The sequence below is a fragment of the Magnetospirillum moscoviense genome (genome assembly GCF_001650635.1).
Lineage (GTDB): Bacteria > Pseudomonadota > Alphaproteobacteria > Rhodospirillales > Magnetospirillaceae > Magnetospirillum > Magnetospirillum moscoviense.
Map to the genome: position 1 here is coordinate 1 of NZ_LWQU01000207.1, position 16,265 is coordinate 16,265.

Below are 16,265 nucleotides of genomic sequence, written 5' to 3' on the forward strand. Positions count from 1 at the left end.
TGCCGACGCCTCGCCAAGGACTTCGAGAACCTCGCCAGAATGGCGCTGGCGTTCCTGCGCCTGGCCATGATCCGCCTCATGCTGCGCAGAATCGCAAGGCACAGGAAATAATAGGGAACTTCGCGGACGGACTCTAAGATCCTGGTCTAGAACTCAATCTGCCAGTGCGGGGAGCCTTCCCGCTTATAGACCGTGATGAGAGCTACCCCCTTGGATGCCGGGAAGTCCCCACAAAACTCCCCGCAGCCACCTTAGCCCACACAGATTTCCCACAGCAAGAAGGCCCCCGCAGGGGCCTTCCGAAACCAATTAACCTATTGAAACCTCACTCCCACTCAATCGTCCCCGGCGGCTTGGACGTCACGTCATACGTCACCCGGTTGATGCCCTTGACCTCGTTGATGATGCGGTTGGCGACGCGGCCGATGAAGGCCATGTCGAAGGGGTAGAAATCCGCCGTCATGCCGTCGGTCGAGGTCACCGCGCGGATGGCGCAGGCATAGTCGTATGACCGCGAATCCCCCATCACGCCGACCGTGCGCACCGGCAGCAGAACGGTGAAGGCCTGCCAGATGGCATCGTACAGACCGGCGGCGCGGATCTCTTCCAGATAGATCGCGTCGGCCTTCTTCAGGATCTCCAGCTTCTCGCGGGTGATCTCTTGACCCGGGATGCGGATGGCCAGGCCCGGGCCGGGGAAGGGGTGGCGGCCGACCATGTCGTCGGGCAGGCCCAGTTCGCGGCCCAAGGCCCGCACCTCGTCCTTGAACAATTCGCGCAACGGCTCGACCAGCTTCATGTTCATGCGCTCGGGCAGGCCGCCGACATTGTGGTGGCTCTTGATGGTGACGCTGGGGCCGCCGATCACGCTGACCGATTCGATGACGTCGGGGTACAGCGTGCCCTGGGCCAGGAAGTCGGCGCCGCCGACCTTCTTGGCCTCGGCCTCGAACACGTCGATGAACAGGGCGCCGATGGTCTTGCGCTTGGCCTCGGGGTCGGTCATGCCGGCCAGCCGGCCCAGGAACAGCTCGGACGCGTCGCAATGGACCAGGTTGATGTTGAAGCGGTCGCGGAAGACGCTGACCACCTGTTCCGACTCGCCCAGCCGCATCAGGCCGTGATCGACATAGACGCAGGTCAGCTGGTCGCCGATGGCTTCGTGCAGCAGCGCCGCCACCACCGAGGAATCGACGCCGCCCGACAGGCCGCAGATCACCCGGCCCTTGCCCACCTGATCGCGGATCCGCGCGATGGCCTGGGCCTTGAAGGCGGCCATGGTCCAATCGCCCAAGCAGCCGCAGACGCCGTGGGTGAAGTTCTTCAGCAATTGGGCGCCGTGCGGGGTGTGCACCACCTCGGGGTGGAACTGCACGGCATAGATATGACGCTCGTCATTGGCGATGGCGGCATAGGGCGCGCCGTCCGAGGTGCCGACCACCCGGAACCCCTCGGGCAGGCGGGTGACGCGGTCGCCGTGGCTCATCCACACCTGCTCGCGGCCGCCCTTGGCCCAGACCCCGGTGAACAAGGCGCAATCGGCGACGATATCGACATAGGCGCGGCCGAACTCGCGGTGGTCGCCCGGCTCGACCTTGCCGCCCAGCTGCTCGCACAGGGTCTGCTGGCCGTAGCAGATGCCCAGCACCGGCAGCTTGGTGTCGAACACCGCCTGAGGTGCGCGCGGGCTGCCGTCTTCCGTCACCGAGGACGGACCGCCCGACAGGATGATGCCCTTGGCGCCGAACGCCGCCAGGCTGTCGGCGGTGACCTTGTTGAACGGATGGATTTCGCAATAGACGCCGCTTTCGCGCACCCGCCGGGCGATCAGCTGGGTAACCTGGGAGCCGAAATCGAGGATCAGGATGCGGTCGGACATGGCGCGCCTTGGGCGAAGGATTGGGAATGGGCGGACTTTAGCGATGCGGCGGGGGCGGGGCAAGCACTTGCCGGAGGTCAAGGAGGAGGCCTCCAGCATTCCCTAATGTTGCGCCGGTCGATCAGGGCAACAAGGACGGATGTCATGCGCGGATGGGTGGTGGCCGTACTGGCGGCGGCGACGCTGGCGGCCTGCTACGAGGTGCAAGGCCCGGTGGTGGACAAGGGCGTCCGGGCGGCGGGCATCGCCGACGGCACCTGGCGGCGCACCGACGGCACCGATGTCACGCTGGCCTGGGACGAGGCGGCAGGGGCCTACCGTGTCGGCGCCGGTGGCATGGTCCGGCTGGCGCCGGCCGCCAACGGGCTGTATGTGGCCGATTATCAGGCGGAGCGCCGCATCGTGCTGCTGCTGCGGGCCAATGCGCGCGAACTGGTGTTCCTGTTGCCGCCGGAAGCGGTGGAAAAGGGCGTGGCCGCCGGTCATGGCGCCGCCATCAAGGCCGGCCCGATCAAGCTGCTGAACGGCGAGCCCCGCGCGGTGGCCGCCACCCTGGCCGCCATGGCCGCCCGACCCGACCTGGCCGAGGCCGGCCGGTTGACGCGGGTGGGGGATTAGTAGCCCGATCCCGGGCGGCTCAGTCGTTTTTGGCCGAGCGCCAAGGTCTGGCACAATACAAAGCCCGGCGGCGCTTGAGCCGGCCCGGCACGGGCTGCGCCTCGCGCCTAAATCTCGCGCCTAAGCCTGCTTGGCGTCGACGATGGCGCGGCGGATGGCGCGGGTCTCGGTGAAGCGCTTTTCCAGCACCTCGCCCTCGCCCCAGCGGATGGCGCGCTGCAGGGCGGTCAGGTCCTCGGTGAAGCGCTGGATCATTTCCAGCACCGCTTCCTTGTTGGACAGGAAGATGTCGCGCCACATGATCGGATCCGAGGCGGCGATGCGGGTGAAATCGCGAAAGCCCGAGGCCGAAAACTTGATCACTTCCTGCTGCAGATGGCCTTCCAGATCGTTGGCGGTGCCGACGATGGTATAGGCGATCAGGTGGGGCAGGTGCGAGGTGACGGCCAGCACCTGATCGTGGTGGCTGGGGTCCATGGTCTCGATCATCGAGCCCATGGCCGACCACAAATCCGAAACCTTGGCGATCGCCTTGTCGTCGGTGCCGGGCAGCGGCGTCAGGATGCACCAGCGTCCCTCGAACAATTCGGCGAAGCCGGCGGCGGGGCCGGAATGTTCGGTGCCGGCGATGGGATGGCCGGGGACGAAATGAACGCCTTCCGGCAGGCTGGGGGTCAGGTCGCGGATCACCGCGATCTTGACCGAGCCGACATCGCTGACGATGGTGCCGGCGGCGAGGTGCGGGCCGATGGCCTGGGCCACTTTCTCGACCGCGCCGACCGGCGTGCCGATCATCACCAGATCGGCGCCCGGGATCATCTGGGCTGGGTCGGTCGAGGCGGCATCGACGATGCCCAGCTCAAGCGCGGTCTGGCAGGCCTGGTCCGAGCTGTCCAGGGTGACGATGCGCGCCGCCAGGCCGTGCTTGCGCACCGCCCGGGCGATCGAGGAATTGATCAGGCCGATGCCGACCAGACAGATGGTGTTGAACAGAGGCTGGCTCATGTCATTTCCACCGGGCGGTGAACTCGGCCAGGGCCTGGATCACCGCCTGATTTTCCTCGCCGGAACCGATGGTGATGCGCAGCCAGTCGGGCAGGCCATAGCCGCCCATGGCGCGGGTGATGATGCCCTTGGCGCGCAGGAAGGCATCGGCGGCCTGGGCGTTTCTGCCCTCGGTCAGCGGGAACTGGATCAGCACGAAATTGCACACCGACGGCGTCACCGGCAGGCCCAGGCCCTTGATCTCGGACAGCATCCACGGCAGCCAGTAATCGTTATGGCTGCGGCACAGCTCCATGTAGGGGCCGTCTTCCAGCGCCGCCAGGCCGGCTTCCAGAGCCGCCGAGCCGACATTGAAGGGGTTGCGCACCCGGTTCAGCACGCCGGCGATGTCGGCCGGGCAATAGGCCCAGCCCAGGCGCAGGCCGCCCAGGGCGTAGATCTTCGAGAAGGTGCGGCACATCACGGTGTTGTTGCCGGCCTCGACCAGTTCAACCCCGGCGGAATAGTCGTTCTTGGACACGAACTCGGCATAGGCGGCGTCGATCACCAGCAAGATGTCGTCGCGCAGGCCCTTGCGCAGGCGCTTGACCTCCTCGGCCGGCAGGTAGGTGCCGGTCGGGTTGTTGGGATTGGCCAGGAAGACGATCCGGGTCTTCGGCGTGACCGCCTTCAGCAGATTGTCGACATCGGCATGCAGGTCGGTTTCCGGCGCGGTGACCGGGGTGGCGCCGCAGGCCTTAGCGGCGATGGCGTACATCAGGAAGCCGTGCGCCGAATACAGCACCTCGTCGCCCGGGCCGGCATAGGCGCGGCACAGGATGCCCAGCAACTCGTCCGAGCCGGCGCCGCAGACGATGCGCTCGGCATCGATGCCCCAGCGGGCGGCCAAGGCCTTGCGAAGGGCGGTGGCACCGCCGTCGGGATAGCGGTGGATTTCACCGGCCATCGCCTTCAACGCGGCGACCGCCTTGGGGCTTGGCCCCAGCGCGCCTTCGTTGGACGACAGCTTCATGATCCGCGAGACCCCCTCGATCGCCGATTCGCCGCCGACATAGGGGCGGATGTCCATGATACCGGGGCGGGGAGTGGGAGCGGTCATGACGGGAAACTCCTTGGGCGGATAAGGTGGCGGGTCAGGCGGCGGATCAGGCGGACAGGGGCACGGGATAGCCGCCGATGACGCGGGTCGAGCGGATGGTGCCGGTATTGGCCAGCACCAGGGCGATCAGGCGGGCATCGTTCTGGGCGACGAAGCCGGTGACCTCGGCAAGATGCAGCCAGCGATCGTCGTCGCGGTGGCTGGCCAGCATCGACACGCATTCCAGCCCGACACCGGTCTGCAGCGTGCGCAGCCGGTCGCGGCTGACGTCGGGCACGGTCTCGACCACCAGAAGGGTGCGGTCGTTGCCGGTTTCCTCGGGCTCGCTGGTGGCCAGCACGAAGGCGTGCAGGGGCTCGGGATGGTCGGGCGGGATCTCGGGCATCAGCATCGGCAGGCGGCCGATGACGCGCGGCGTGTTGGTCATCTCGGACACCAGCGCCAGCCACCAATTCTCGCCGCCGGCGGCTTCGGGGGCGGCAACCACGCCAACCGAGGCCCGGGCGTTGGCCACCTCGCGCACCACGTGGCTGGACCCGGGTAGGACGTTGAGCGGCCACACCACGCCGAAATGGTCACGGGCCAGGTCGATATAGCCGGCGCCGCGCTTGGGCTGGGCGACGGCCACCGAGAACGGCCGCTGCAGCCCGACCAGCGCGCCCATGATCTCGCGCCAGATGCGGACCAGGGCCGGGCGCGGGAAGGTGCCGGAATGGCGCCCGACCAGGCGGCGGATGATTTGCGCCTCGCGGCCGGGGCGCAACGCGGCACCCGGGGTGCCGGCCTTGGCCGCGGCGATGCGTCCGACCAGCGCCGCGCGCTCCATGACGAGGTCGTGCAGACGGTCGTCGATGGCGTCGATCTGTTGGCGCAAGGAATCGAGGGAAGCGGAATCGTCGGCCATGGCTGATGCTGAAAAAGGGAAGGCGAAGCCGGATAGGTTTAGTGCGTCCCCCCCACGAAATCAAAGAAAACATTGACAGTCAGTCCCTGCGTCCATAGCTAGACGTGTTCTTTCGTCTGATCCTGGTTTGCCCCGCGTCCATGAGTGCCGTCGAACCCCTGGGAACCTGCCCGCCGCACAACCCGCTCGGCCATACCGTCGAGCTGGGGCGCGACCGGCCGATCCGGCTGGATTGCGGCATCGAGATGGCGCCGGTGACGGTGGCCTATCAGACCTATGGCCGGCTGAACGCCGACAAGACCAACGCCATCTTGCTGTGCCACGCCTTGACCGGCGACCATTACGTCGCCGACCCCCACCCGATCACCGGCAAGCCGGGCTGGTGGATCGATCTGGTCGGGCCGGGCAAGGTGTTCGACACCGACCGCTATTTCCTGATCTGCTCGAACGTTTTGGGCGGCTGCATGGGCACCACCGGCCCCCGGGACATCAATCCCGCGACGGGCAAGCCGTGGGGCCAGACCTTCCCGGTCATCACCATCGGCGACATGGTCCGGGTCCAGGCCCGGCTGGTCGAATATCTGGGCATCGACGACCTGTTTTGCGTCATCGGCGGCTCGATGGGCGGCATGCAGGTGCTGGAATGGGCGGCCAGTTATCCGGACAAGGTGTTCTCGGCCATTCCCATCGCCACGGCGGCGCGCCATTCGGCCCAGAACATCGCCTTCCACGAGGTCGGGCGCCAGGCGATCATCGCCGATCCGGACTGGATGGGCGGCAATTACCAGGAAGCCGGCCTTAGGCCCCATCGCGGCCTGGCGGTGGCGCGCATGGCGGCGCACATCACCTATCTGTCGGAAACCGCGCTGCACCGGAAGTTCGGCCGCAACCTGCAAGACCGCGATCAGGTGTCCTATGGCTTCGGCGCCGATTTCCAGGTGGAAAGTTACCTGCGCCACCAGGGCTCGACCTTCGTCGATCGCTTCGACGCCAATTCGTACCTGTATATCACCCGGGCGATGGATTATTTCGACCTGGCGGCCGAGCGCGATGGCGTGCTGGCCAACGCCTTCAAGGGCACGCGCACCCGCTTTTGCGTGGTGTCGTTCTCGTCGGACTGGCTGTTCCCGACCCCGGAAAGCCGCGCCGTCGTCCACGCCCTGAACGCGGTGGCGGCCAATGTCAGCTTCGTCGAGGTCCAGTCCGACAAGGGCCACGACGCCTTCTTGCTGGACGAGCCCGAGTTCCACGCCACCCTGACCGGCTTCCTGGAAGGCGCGGCCGAGCATCGGGGCCTGCGGCGCAAGGGGAACAGCCAGCCATGATGGTGATCGCCAACGGCAATCTGCGCGTCGATCTGAAGCTGATCGCCGACATGGTCGAGCCCGGCTCGCGGGTGCTGGATGTCGGCTGTTCCGACGGCTCGCTGCTGTCGTGGCTGGGCCGGCACAAGAATGTCGACGGCCGCGGTATCGAATTGTCGATGAGCGGAGTGTCGGCGGCGGTGTCGCAGGGTCTGTCGGTGATCCAGGGCGACGCCGATACCGATCTCAAGGATTATCCCACCGGCGCCTTCGACACGGTGATCCTCAGCCAGACCCTGCAGGCGACCTATGCGCCGCGCGACGTGTTGGCCAACATGCTGCGGATCGGGCGGCGCGCCATCGTGTCCTTTCCCAATTTCGGCCATTGGCGGGTGCGCGTCGGTCTGGCGCTGGGTGGGCGCATGCCGGTGACCGACACCTTGGCCTATGAATGGTACGACACCCCCAATATCCATTTCTGCACCATCCGCGACTTCCTGGTGCTGTGCCGCGACCTGGGGATCACCGTCGAGAAGGGCATCGCCCTTGACCGCGAGGGCCGCGTGCTGCCGTTCGACGGCCAAGGCGTGCTGGCCAACCTGCTGGCCGACCAGGGCTTGTTCGTCCTTAGCCGTTCGTAATCCAATCAAGCTTTCAGCTTGTAGCCGGTCGCCAGCATCCGCCAGGTCAGCAGCATCAGCCCGGCATCGACCAGGGTGACCATGACGATCCCCAGCGCGACCGAGCCGTCGGCCTGGCCGATGAAGCCGGCCCGGAAGCCGTCGATCATGTAGAAGAACGGGTTCAGCTTGGCCAGCAGTTGGAAGGTCTCGGGCAGGCGGTCGATGGAATAGAAGGTGCCCGACAGGAACGATAACGGCGTGACGATGAAATTGGTCACCGCCGCCATGTGGTCGAACTTGTCGGCCCAGATGCCGCCGATCATGCCCAGCAGCGACAGCATCAGCGATCCCATCACCGCGTGGAAGGCAATCAGACCCAGCGAGCTGATGTGGATGCGCACGAACAGCGACATCGCCGCGGTGACCACCAGGCCGACCAGCAGGCCGCGCGCGACGCCGCCCAGGGCCACCGCCACCGTCTGCTCGATGGGAGACAAGGGCGGCATCAGCATATCGACGATGTTGCCCTGGACCTTGGCGATGATCAGCGACGACGAGGTGTTGGCGAAGGCGTTCTGCACCATCGCCATCATGATCAGGCCCGGGGCCAGGAATTCCGAGAAGGCGACGCCGTGGACGTCGGCCGCGACCCGTCCCAGGGCCAGCGAGAACACCGCCAGGAACAAAAGCGTCGTCACCACCGGGGCGGTGATGGTCTGGAAATGCACCTTCAGGAAGCGGCGGACTTCCTTGCCCAGCAGGGTGCGAAAGCCCAGCCAGTTGACGGCGCCGTAGGACCGGGGGACGGGCGGGCGGGGGATGGCGTTCTCGGTCATGGTGTCCTGGCGAAGCTTCGGTTAGGCTTGAAAGCATGGCGAAGACAAGCGTGCCCCCGCGCATCACCCCATCCTACCTGGAAAATGCCGCGTTGCATTACCTGGAACGCTTCTCGGCGTCCACCGCTTCGTTGCGCCGGGTGTTGAAGCGCAAGGTGGTGCGCTCGGTGGCCCATTGGGGCGACGATGCCGACCAGGCCCTGGCCCACATCGAGACGGTGATCGCCAAGCTGACCCAGTTGGGCTATCTGAACGATTCCGCCTATGCCGAGCAAAAGACCGGGGCGCTGCACCGGCGCGGCAAGGGCACGCGCGCTATCCGCGCCAGCCTGGCCGCCAAGGGGGTGGGCGCCGCCGATGCCGACCAGGCCCTGGCCGCCCTGGCCGAGGACCAAGCCCAGCCCGACCGTGCCGCCGCCATCACCCTGGCCAGGCGCCGCCGGCTGGGGCCGTTCCGGGTCAGCGGCCGGGCCGAGAACCGTGCCCGCGATCTGGCGGTGATGGGCCGCAACGGCTTCGATTTCGAGACCGCGCGGGCCATCATCGACGCCGCCAGCCCCGAAACCCTGACCGAGGAGGATCAATGAGCACCACCATCTGGCACAATCCCCGCTGCAGCAAAAGCCGCGAGACCCTGGCCCTGGTCGAGGGCAAGGGCATCGCTCCGGTCATCGTCGAATATCTGAAGACTCCGCCCAGCCCGGCCGAGTTGAAGCGGGTGTTGGGCCTGTTGGGCAAGGGGCCGCGCGACATCGTCCGCAAGAAGGAAGCGGCCGAGGCCGGCATCGATGTCGCCGGGCTTGCCGACGACGCCCTGATCGCCGCCTTGTGCGCCCATCCGGCGGCGATCGAACGCCCGATCGTCATCACCGCCACCAAGGCCGCCCTGGGGCGCCCGCCCGAGGCGGTGCTGGAAATTCTTTAACCATGATCGAGCTGGACGACGGACCAAGCTTTCTGCCGCCCGCCGCCGAGGCGGCCCTGAAACAGGTCGGCGCCTGCTGGGGCGACGAGGCGGCGGCCGAGCGCCTGGTCCTGCAAGCGCTGGAACTGGCCCCCGACACCCTGGCCGCGCGGGTCGGCGCCTATAAGTTCTATTTCTACCGCCACCGCCTGGCCGAGGCGCTGGTTCATGCCTGGTCCTGCCTGGACTGGGTGGCCGAACGGCTGCAGATGCCGCGCGACTGGCGCGAGGTTCAGCCCCGCCACGCCGACTTCACCGGCCTGGACCCGATGCCGCGCCTGTGGCTGCAGATCGTCATCGCCATCGGCTATTGCCAGGCCCGCCTGGGGCAGGTGGAAGACGGGCAGGAAAGCCTGGCCAAGGTGGCCCAACTGGACCCGGCCGACCGCTTCGGCGCCCGGCGGCTGTCGGACGTCATTGCACGCGGTGGTGTCGATCCCGATGAAGACGGGGATTGAGCCGGCCGCCGGCTTGGCTATGATTGGCGGCGGGAAGGCAAAGTGGGCGGTGCGGCCATGGTGGCGAATCTACGGTTGATGCCGGGTTACGACCCGGACTGGCGCGACAAGGTCAACGATCTGGCGATGCGCTATCGTGTCTTGGGCGGTCGCAAGGACCTGACGGCGGACGAGGCCGAGGAATTGTCCGCCTTGCGCGGCCGGATCGACGACGCCTTGAACACCCGGTTTCGCACTACGCTGGAATATCGCGATTTCTATTTCGCCCGGGCGCGCGCGCTGCTGGAAGCCGAAGGCATCGAGATGCCGCTGCCCAACCTGCCGGCCGACGCCACCCAGGAACAGATCGACGATGTTCTGTCGGGGGTATGGGCCGCCGTCGAGGTCACCAACTCGGAAACCTTCTGACGCAAGATGGCGCACGAAAAAACCCGCAAGGCCAGGCCTTGCGGGTTTTTGCCGATCGTCGGTGACGACGATTACTTGCCGTTGACGGCGTCCTTGAGGCCCTTGCCGGCCGAGAACTTCGGCTGCTTCGAGGCCGGGATCTTGATCTTCTCGCCGGTGCGGGGATTGCGGCCTTCAGAGGCCGCGCGGGTCGCGACCGAGAAGCTGCCGAAGCCCACCAGGCGCACTTCGTCGCCGCCCTTCAGGGCGGTGGTGATGGCGGCAAACACGCCGTCGACGGCCTTTTCCGAGTCGGCCTTGGTCAGGCCAGAGAGTTCGGCGACGCGCGAAACCAGGTCAGCCTTGTTCATGGACAGTGATTCCCCTGCTGGTGATTGAAATCCGTAACTTCCCCAATGCCAGAGCCCCCGCTCCGCGTCAATGCGGAAATGACGAGAATCGTCACCGAAAGCCGGTTTGCACCAGCAAACGGTGAAATTCCCGCAGATGGGCCTCGGCCTTCCCGGGTTCCGGCACACTTGCAAGAAATTTTTCTTCAAATTGCGGCTGCTTCAGATGCTCGATCACCCGGGCGCGGGCCAGGTTCAACGAGCGCCCCTCGATCAGCACGCCCGAGCCGCAGAACTTGATCAAACGGATCGCCCGCATCGCCAACGGGTCGTCGGGCTTGTCGATCTTCTCGATGACTTCTTCCGCCAGCAGATAGGTCGCCAGCACGTCATCGACCTTGCTGCCCAGCTCGGCGCGGGTTTCTGGCGCCAGGATCTGACAGACGACCAGGGCGGCGTTCAGGCCGGCCAGGGCGGCCATCCGTTCCGGCGGCGGCAGGCGCAACGGCACCCACTTGTCGATATGCTCGGTCTCGCTGACGCGGGCGATGATCAACTCGGCCAGGGCGTCGGCCATGCCTTGCGCCAGGTTCGACTGGGCCAGGGCCAGCAGGTACTGGACCTTCAGGACCTTGTCGGACAGCAATCGCAGCATCAGGTCGATGGCCTGGCTGGCGGTGACGGTGCCCAGATGGGCGTGGATGCGGGTCACCCGGTGCAGCAGCGCCTCGGCGGCCGCACCTTGCGCCAGCACGCAACGGTGGCCGACCAGCCGATGGGCCAGGCGGGTGAACACTTCGGTTTCCTGCTTGGGTTCGTTGCGCGACAGCGGGTTGGCCCCGCCCAGCTCGCGCATGACCCGGGCCAGCAGCACCGCCTTGGACTGGGGCAGGCTGCCCTTGGCGAACAGCGCGTTCAGGGCGGAAAATGTCGCCTCGGGGGCGAATTTGGCCGGGCTGGCCTTGCCCTCGGCCAGGTCGCACAATTGGGTCAGGGCGGCGCCCAGATTGGCCTGATAGCCCAGCAGGTCCTGGATCAACTGGGCCGACAGCAAGGTGTCGGCGATGAACAGGTCGATGAATTCCAGCGCCGTCGCCGCCTGGGGCTCGGCGGCCCAGGCCAGCAGGATGTCGATCTTGGCCTGGTACGAGCGCACGTCCAGCAGGCGGACCGCCATCAGGCTTTGGGTGGCATAGCCGGCATGCTCGCCGCCCTTGGCCACCTCGGCCATGATCTCGGCGAAAGTCTTGCACAGCGGCGGCTTCTTGGCGGCGAAGGCCCGCGCCCTGGCCAGGATGTCGTCCCACGCCTTGGACAAAAAGTCGCGCCGGGCCTTGGATTCCTCGCCGGCGGCCGCCGCCTGCAAGGTGGCGACGCGGTCGATGGCGGAAAACAGCAGATTGCCCTTGTCGCCGAACCGCTTCAGCTCGGCCCCGGAATGCAACAGTTCGGACGGCGTCACCTGCAGCTCGTCCAGATATTTGCGCACCAGCCGGCCGATGGTCTGGCGCGCCTCGGGCAGGTAGAAGTCGCCCAGCTCGCGGCAGATCGGCGCGTCGGAAATGGCCCCTAACGCCAGGTCCGGCCCCTGGTTCTTGACCTCGCCGGTCTTTTCCAGGACCACGGTCTCGGAATGGCTGCCGTCCAGGCGCTGCCAGTCCTTGACCACGCGGACCGCCGCATGGTTGCCCTTTTGCAGCAGGCTTTCGGCGAAGGCCTTGGCCTGGCCCTCGTCGGCCATGAACTGGGTGACCACCCAATTCTTGTCCTCCAGGACCTGGACTTCGAACGAGACGCGGGGGTTGCTCATCGGCCGCCCCCCGTGGCTAGGCGCTGGGCCAGGGCACGGGCCTTGGCCACCACCGCCTGGTCGTCGGAACCGGCGGCCCGGTTCAGCCAATAGGCCGCCGAGGTCGGGTCCACCGGTTGGCCGAAGCCGGCCAGCAGCATCAGGCCGTAATTCAACTGGGCCGCCGCCAGTCCCTGCTCGGCGGCCTGGCGGCACCATTCGGCCGCCTGCTCGGGGTCAGGCTGGCCGCCCACGCCTTGGCGCAGCATGTTGGACAGGTTGAAGGCGCAATCGGAATCGCCCAATTCGGCGCCCTGGCGGTAATAGGCCATGGCCTTGGCCGGATCGGCCCCGACGCCCTGGCCGGCCTCGTACAGGGTGCCCAGGGCGAACAGGGCCGCCACCTCACCATGGGCGGCGGCCTTGGCGTACCATTGCGCCGCCACCGCCGCGTCGGCCGGGCAGCCGCGTCCCGTGCGGATCATGTTGCCCAGGTTGAACTCGGCCGGACCGTCGCCCTTGTGGGCGGCGGCCAGATACCAGCGCAGCGCTTCCTTGTCGTTCTTGCGGGTGCCCAGCCCCAGGTCATACATCACCGCCAACGAAAAGGCGCCGCGCACGTCGCCCTGGTTGGCCGCCTTGGTGTACCAGGCCACCGCTTCCACCTCGTCGGCCTCGATCCCCAGTCCCTGGCGATAGACATTGCCCAGCAGCACCTGCGCAGCCGCATTGCCGGCAGTCGCCGCCGCCCGCACCGCGTCAAGGTCGCCGACCGCTTCCAGGTCCAGCGGATCGGGGTCGGGGTCGGGCAGCCGGACCGGGGCGTCGAAGCCGCCGTCATTGGTGCCGGCCGGTTTCAATCCGTCCAGCAATTCCTCGAGGCTGGGGGCTGCGCGCCGCACCGGGGCTGCGGCCTCGGGCAGGCGGATGGTGATGTCGGCCCCGTCCTGGGCCATAAGCGCCAAGGAATGGCGGGCGCCGGCATGGCCGCCATCGGCGGCGGCGTTCAGCCAGCCGGCCGCCTCGCGCGGGTCGCGGGGGACCTTCAGACCCAGGCGGAAGGCTTCGCCCAATTGGAAGGCGGCGGCACCATCGCCTTCCTGGGCGGCCCGGCGAAGGGCGGCGATATGATCGGGTTCCCTGGCCATGTCCGCCCCCCGGAATCGGTCGTTGCCCACACGCACAAGGATGCCCGATCCCGCCATCGTCGCCAACCAAAGAAAAGGCCGGCCCCCATTCTGGGGGCCGGCCGCAAGGGTGCGCGAAGAAGGTTTAGCGCTTGATGTTGACCAGTTCGTCCAGCATCTCGTCGGCGGTGGTGATGATCTTGGCCGCCGCCGAATAGGCGCGCTGAGTGACGATCATGGTGGTGAATTCGGTCCCGATATCGACGGTCGAGGCTTCCAGCGAGGCCGCGTTGACCGAGCCGGCGCCGGCCGAACCGGCGGTGCGCAGCGTCGGCTCGCCGGAATTGTCGGTCGAGATGAAGACGTTGCCGCTCAGGCTGTCCATGCCGTTGGGGTTGACGAAGGTCGCCACCGGGATCTGGAACACCGGGCGGGTCACGCCGTTGTCGAACAGGGCGGTGACGATGCCGTCGGTGCCGATCGAGACGCCGGCGAAGTTGCCGAACTTGGCGCCGTTCTGGCTCCAATAGGCCAGCTGATAGGCGCCGTTCAGCTGGGTCATGCCGTCCGACAGGTTCAAATTGCCCAGGAACACGCCGACCGAGTCGGTGCCCGACATGTCTTCCGAACCATTGGCCCAGTCGACGTCGGCATAGGCGACGTTGATTTCCTTGGGCGTGCCGTCGCCGTTGAATTCGATGGCGTCTTCCGAGGTGCCGCCGGTGATGTTGATGGCCGACACCGTGAAGGTGTCGGAATTGGTGATGTCCTGGCCCTGCTTGGTGGCCGGGTTGCCGTCGGACAGGTCCAGGGTGTCGAGGCCGGCGACGACCAGGTCGTCGGTGGCGTCGCGCTGGCGGAAGATCATCGAGTTGGTGCCGGCCAGACGCTCGGCATAGGTGATGCCGTCGGTGGTCTTGGTATCGGCCAGGGCCGCGGTCTTGGGATCGGTCCAGCCACCCTGGGCGAACACGCCCGAGCTGCCGGTGCCGATCGAGAAGCTCATCGCGGTTTCGGAATAGATGTGGATGTCGTTGGCATTGAAGGTCGCCTTCAGCCCCAGCGAGGTGAAGCTGGAGGTGGAGTTCAGCGCCGTCACCGCCGCGGTCACCGAGGCACCGACGTTCGAGAAGGTGTAGGAGGTGCCGTCGACCACCACTTCCAGGTCATCGGCGGCCGCGATGGCGCCGCCGGCGGCGTAGAGCGAGTTGTATTCCAGGTTGAACGCCTTGTTGACGTCGGCGGCCAGACTGTCGACGAAAGCACCGGTATTCGCCGCCGAGGACGGGTTGGTGTACATGACGTTCGAGGTGGCGCCGTCGGTGCCGGTGTCAGTCTCGAAGGTGTAGGTCGCCCCGTTGATGGTCATGGACATCGAGCCGGTGGTCTGCGGTAGGCCGTTGAAGTCCAACCGCCCCATCGCCGAATAAATCGTGCTCGAGTCCTTCTTGAGGTGCATGCTTTTGGCGCCTTCCGGCGGGATGCCTTCGACGTCCCAGCGGTTCTGCGCGATCTTTTCCCAGGTGAACTGCACGGTGGCGTCGCCGCCCAGGCTGTCATAGATGGTCACCGGCTGCTTGAACAGGTCGCCGACATCGGCGCCGTTGGGCAGGTTGGCGCCCATGCGCAGGTTGCGGGTCTGCGAGGCGGTGCCGCCGACTTCGTTCATGTTCAGCGGCCGCAGGTGGGTCGCCGACACGATGTTGTCGTTGATGTACGAGGTGTCGCCGCTATCGTCCTTATAGGCCTTCATGTAGATGTCGTCGCCGACGGTGACCTTCGAGGCCTGGGTCGAATTGTCCCAGCCCATCAGGGTCCAGCCTTGCATGAACCAGCCCGACACGTTCTGCAGATAGCCTTCGCTATCGACCTTGAACGAGCCGGCGCGGGTATAGGCGAACATGTCGCCGTCTTCCGGGTGGGCGGCTTCGTTGACCACGAAGAAGCCCTGGCCGGACAGGCCGATGTCGGTCGCCGAACTGGTCGCCTGCAGCAGGCCCTGGATGTCGACGCCGGCGCGCGGCTTCGATTGCACGCCACCGGGCGAGTAGGCGGTGAGTGACGTCTGCTTGGTCACCAGCGTCTGGAAGTTCACCTTCGTGCCCTTATAGCCGATGGTGTTGACGTTGGTGATGTTGTCGGAGATCGCGCCCATGGCCGACGACTGAGCCGCCAGACCAGACACACCCGCGAACAAAGCGCCGTACAAGCTCATGGTACCCTCCTAATCCCGGCCAGTCTTATTGAAGGCTGGCGGTGTCGCGCACGGTCAGCACCTTGTCGATGGTGGTGACCACCTTGCCCATGGCAAGGAGCGTTTCTTTGCTATCCGAGGCAACGTCGGTGACCTTGCCGTAAACCGTGATGGCGCTGTCCAGCGACTCGCCTTCGCCGTTCATCGCCACCACCTGCACGGTGTAGGCGCCGTCGGTCAGCTTGTTGCCGTTGGTGTCGCGACCATCCCAGCTCGCCTCGTGGCGGCCCGAGGTGGTCTCGGCCGGCAGGTTGGCGACAACCTTGCCCGAGGCGTCCTTGATGACCACCGCGGCGCTGCGGGCTTCCTCGCCCAGGGTGTAGCTGAAGTTGGCCTTGCCGTCCTGCAGCGGAACCTGGCTGCTCTCGGTCTCGATGGTCTGGCCGATATAGGCGATGGCCTGGGCCTTCAAATTGACCTGGCCGACACCGATCAGCTTTTCCAGATTGGTGTTGGCTGCGATCTGCTGCTCGACGTTGGCGAACTGGACCAACTGGTTGGTGAACTCGTTCGAGTCCATCGGCGACAGCGGGTCCTGGTTCTTCAACTGGACGGTCAGCATGGTCAGGAAGGTGTCGAAATTCTCGGCCAGCTTCTTGCCGGATGCCAGCGACTTGCTGGTGTCGGCGGCGGCTGTGCCGGTGGTGTCGATGGCGGTGGTCATCGGG

Annotated in this window: 17 protein-coding genes and 1 pseudogene; 8 read left to right on the plus strand and 10 right to left on the minus strand. The window is 66.5% G+C overall.

What is annotated here, in order from left to right; all coding sequences use genetic code 11:
* Positions 1-111: pseudogene (locus A6A05_RS21130) on the plus strand (IS5/IS1182 family transposase); the annotation flags it as partial.
* Between the two features lie 214 nt (positions 112-325).
* Here A6A05_RS21130 and guaA read toward each other — a convergent pair.
* Entirely contained in the window at positions 326-1,879 is a 1,554-nt protein-coding gene (guaA, locus tag A6A05_RS19370) for a glutamine-hydrolyzing GMP synthase (RefSeq protein WP_068504765.1), read from the minus strand.
* 144 nt (positions 1,880-2,023) lie between these two features.
* Here guaA and A6A05_RS19375 point away from each other — a divergent pair, with 144 nt between their 5' ends.
* On the plus strand, positions 2,024-2,497 hold the full coding sequence (locus A6A05_RS19375) for a hypothetical protein (protein WP_068504766.1): 474 nt from the start codon (positions 2,024-2,026) through the stop codon (positions 2,495-2,497).
* A 120-nt stretch (positions 2,498-2,617) separates the two neighbouring features.
* On the opposite strand, the gene A6A05_RS19380 is transcribed toward A6A05_RS19375, so the two are convergent.
* The 3 genes from A6A05_RS19380 to pheA are packed head-to-tail and all read right to left on the minus strand — an operon-like array spanning position 2,618 to position 5,505.
* On the minus strand, positions 2,618-3,502 hold the full coding sequence (locus A6A05_RS19380) for a prephenate/arogenate dehydrogenase family protein (protein ID WP_068504768.1): 885 nt from the start codon (positions 3,500-3,502) through the stop codon (positions 2,618-2,620).
* Between the two features lies 1 nt (position 3,503).
* Positions 3,504-4,601 carry a histidinol-phosphate transaminase gene (gene hisC, locus A6A05_RS19385; RefSeq protein ID WP_068504770.1) on the minus strand — a complete coding sequence of 366 codons (1,098 nt, stop codon included), beginning with the start codon at positions 4,599-4,601 and terminating at the stop codon, positions 3,504-3,506.
* 46 nt (positions 4,602-4,647) lie between these two features.
* Positions 4,648-5,505, minus strand: coding sequence for a chorismate mutase (gene pheA / locus A6A05_RS19390; protein WP_068504772.1), 858 nt, complete (start codon positions 5,503-5,505; stop codon positions 4,648-4,650).
* 140 nt (positions 5,506-5,645) lie between these two features.
* On the opposite strand from pheA, the gene metX reads away from it, so the two are divergent.
* Together metX and metW are read left to right on the plus strand one after the other, a co-directional pair.
* Entirely contained in the window at positions 5,646-6,830 is a 1,185-nt protein-coding gene (gene metX / locus A6A05_RS19395) for a homoserine O-acetyltransferase MetX (RefSeq protein ID WP_068504910.1), read from the plus strand.
* The gene (metW, locus tag A6A05_RS19400; protein ID WP_068504774.1) at positions 6,827-7,450 is read left to right on the plus strand and encodes a methionine biosynthesis protein MetW; all 624 of its coding nucleotides are present in this window, start codon (positions 6,827-6,829) and stop codon (positions 7,448-7,450) included. The genes metX and metW overlap by 4 nt, the downstream gene beginning before the upstream one ends.
* A gap of 5 nt (positions 7,451-7,455) precedes the next feature.
* Here metW and A6A05_RS19405 read toward each other — a convergent pair whose 3' ends face one another.
* Entirely contained in the window at positions 7,456-8,268 is an 813-nt protein-coding gene (locus A6A05_RS19405) for an ABC transporter permease (protein ID WP_068504775.1), read from the minus strand.
* Positions 8,269-8,303: 35 nt separating this feature from the next.
* Here A6A05_RS19405 and A6A05_RS19410 point away from each other — a divergent pair, with 35 nt between their 5' ends.
* The 4 genes from A6A05_RS19410 to A6A05_RS19425 all read left to right on the plus strand — a co-directional run bounded on the left by A6A05_RS19410 (position 8,304) and on the right by A6A05_RS19425 (position 10,098).
* Positions 8,304-8,855, plus strand: a complete 552-nt coding sequence (locus A6A05_RS19410) for a regulatory protein RecX (RefSeq protein ID WP_068504778.1) — start codon at positions 8,304-8,306, stop codon at positions 8,853-8,855.
* Positions 8,852-9,193: an arsenate reductase (glutaredoxin) gene (gene arsC, locus A6A05_RS19415; protein ID WP_068504780.1), complete on the plus strand. Its 342-nt coding sequence runs from the start codon at positions 8,852-8,854 to the stop codon at positions 9,191-9,193. Before A6A05_RS19410 ends, arsC begins: the two co-directional genes overlap by 4 nt.
* A 2-nt stretch (positions 9,194-9,195) precedes the next feature.
* Positions 9,196-9,690 carry a tetratricopeptide repeat protein gene (locus tag A6A05_RS19420; protein WP_068504782.1) on the plus strand — a complete coding sequence of 165 codons (495 nt, stop codon included), beginning with the start codon at positions 9,196-9,198 and terminating at the stop codon, positions 9,688-9,690.
* Between the two features lie 78 nt (positions 9,691-9,768).
* Positions 9,769-10,098, plus strand: a complete 330-nt coding sequence (locus A6A05_RS19425) for a hypothetical protein (RefSeq protein WP_156521165.1) — start codon at positions 9,769-9,771, stop codon at positions 10,096-10,098.
* Between the two features lie 71 nt (positions 10,099-10,169).
* Here A6A05_RS19425 and A6A05_RS19430 read toward each other — a convergent pair whose 3' ends face one another.
* From A6A05_RS19430 to A6A05_RS19450, 5 genes are all read right to left on the minus strand, one after another.
* Entirely contained in the window at positions 10,170-10,448 is a 279-nt protein-coding gene (locus tag A6A05_RS19430) for an HU family DNA-binding protein (RefSeq protein WP_068504786.1), read from the minus strand.
* A gap of 91 nt (positions 10,449-10,539) precedes the next feature.
* Positions 10,540-12,237, minus strand: coding sequence for a hypothetical protein (locus A6A05_RS19435; protein WP_068504788.1), 1,698 nt, complete (start codon positions 12,235-12,237; stop codon positions 10,540-10,542).
* Complete coding sequence (locus tag A6A05_RS19440; protein WP_068504912.1) at positions 12,234-13,364, minus strand: tetratricopeptide repeat protein; 1,131 nt, start codon at positions 13,362-13,364, stop codon at positions 12,234-12,236. Before A6A05_RS19440 ends, A6A05_RS19435 begins: the two co-directional genes overlap by 4 nt.
* Before the next feature lie 124 nt (positions 13,365-13,488).
* The gene (locus tag A6A05_RS19445) at positions 13,489-15,558 is read right to left on the minus strand and encodes a flagellar hook-basal body complex protein (RefSeq protein ID WP_068504789.1); all 2,070 of its coding nucleotides are present in this window, start codon (positions 15,556-15,558) and stop codon (positions 13,489-13,491) included.
* Between the two features lie 25 nt (positions 15,559-15,583).
* A complete protein-coding gene (locus A6A05_RS19450; RefSeq protein WP_068504791.1) occupies positions 15,584-16,261 on the minus strand; it encodes a flagellar hook assembly protein FlgD in 678 nt (225 codons plus the stop codon).
* Between the last annotated feature and the right edge of the window lie 4 nt (positions 16,262-16,265).

Excerpts from the sequence above, each read along its gene's own strand:
- guaA (WP_068504765.1), bottom strand. The coding sequence starts at position 1,879 with ATGTCCGACCGCATCCTGATCCTCGATTTCGGCTCCCAGGTTACCCAG.
- A6A05_RS19375 (WP_068504766.1), top strand. The coding sequence starts at position 2,024 with ATGCGCGGATGGGTGGTGGCCGTACTGGCGGCGGCGACGCTGGCGGCC.
- A6A05_RS19380 (WP_068504768.1), bottom strand. The coding sequence starts at position 3,502 with ATGAGCCAGCCTCTGTTCAACACCATCTGTCTGGTCGGCATCGGCCTG.
- hisC (WP_068504770.1), bottom strand. The coding sequence starts at position 4,601 with ATGACCGCTCCCACTCCCCGCCCCGGTATCATGGACATCCGCCCCTAT.
- pheA (WP_068504772.1), bottom strand. The coding sequence starts at position 5,505 with ATGGCCGACGATTCCGCTTCCCTCGATTCCTTGCGCCAACAGATCGAC.
- metX (WP_068504910.1), top strand. The coding sequence starts at position 5,646 with ATGAGTGCCGTCGAACCCCTGGGAACCTGCCCGCCGCACAACCCGCTC.
- metW (WP_068504774.1), top strand. The coding sequence starts at position 6,827 with ATGATGGTGATCGCCAACGGCAATCTGCGCGTCGATCTGAAGCTGATC.
- A6A05_RS19405 (WP_068504775.1), bottom strand. The coding sequence starts at position 8,268 with ATGACCGAGAACGCCATCCCCCGCCCGCCCGTCCCCCGGTCCTACGGC.
- A6A05_RS19410 (WP_068504778.1), top strand. The coding sequence starts at position 8,304 with ATGGCGAAGACAAGCGTGCCCCCGCGCATCACCCCATCCTACCTGGAA.
- arsC (WP_068504780.1), top strand. The coding sequence starts at position 8,852 with ATGAGCACCACCATCTGGCACAATCCCCGCTGCAGCAAAAGCCGCGAG.
- A6A05_RS19420 (WP_068504782.1), top strand. The coding sequence starts at position 9,196 with ATGATCGAGCTGGACGACGGACCAAGCTTTCTGCCGCCCGCCGCCGAG.
- A6A05_RS19425 (WP_156521165.1), top strand. The coding sequence starts at position 9,769 with ATGCCGGGTTACGACCCGGACTGGCGCGACAAGGTCAACGATCTGGCG.
- A6A05_RS19430 (WP_068504786.1), bottom strand. The coding sequence starts at position 10,448 with ATGAACAAGGCTGACCTGGTTTCGCGCGTCGCCGAACTCTCTGGCCTG.
- A6A05_RS19435 (WP_068504788.1), bottom strand. The coding sequence starts at position 12,237 with ATGAGCAACCCCCGCGTCTCGTTCGAAGTCCAGGTCCTGGAGGACAAG.
- A6A05_RS19440 (WP_068504912.1), bottom strand. The coding sequence starts at position 13,364 with ATGGCCAGGGAACCCGATCATATCGCCGCCCTTCGCCGGGCCGCCCAG.
- A6A05_RS19445 (WP_068504789.1), bottom strand. The coding sequence starts at position 15,558 with ATGAGCTTGTACGGCGCTTTGTTCGCGGGTGTGTCTGGTCTGGCGGCT.
- A6A05_RS19450 (WP_068504791.1), bottom strand. The coding sequence starts at position 16,261 with ATGACCACCGCCATCGACACCACCGGCACAGCCGCCGCCGACACCAGC.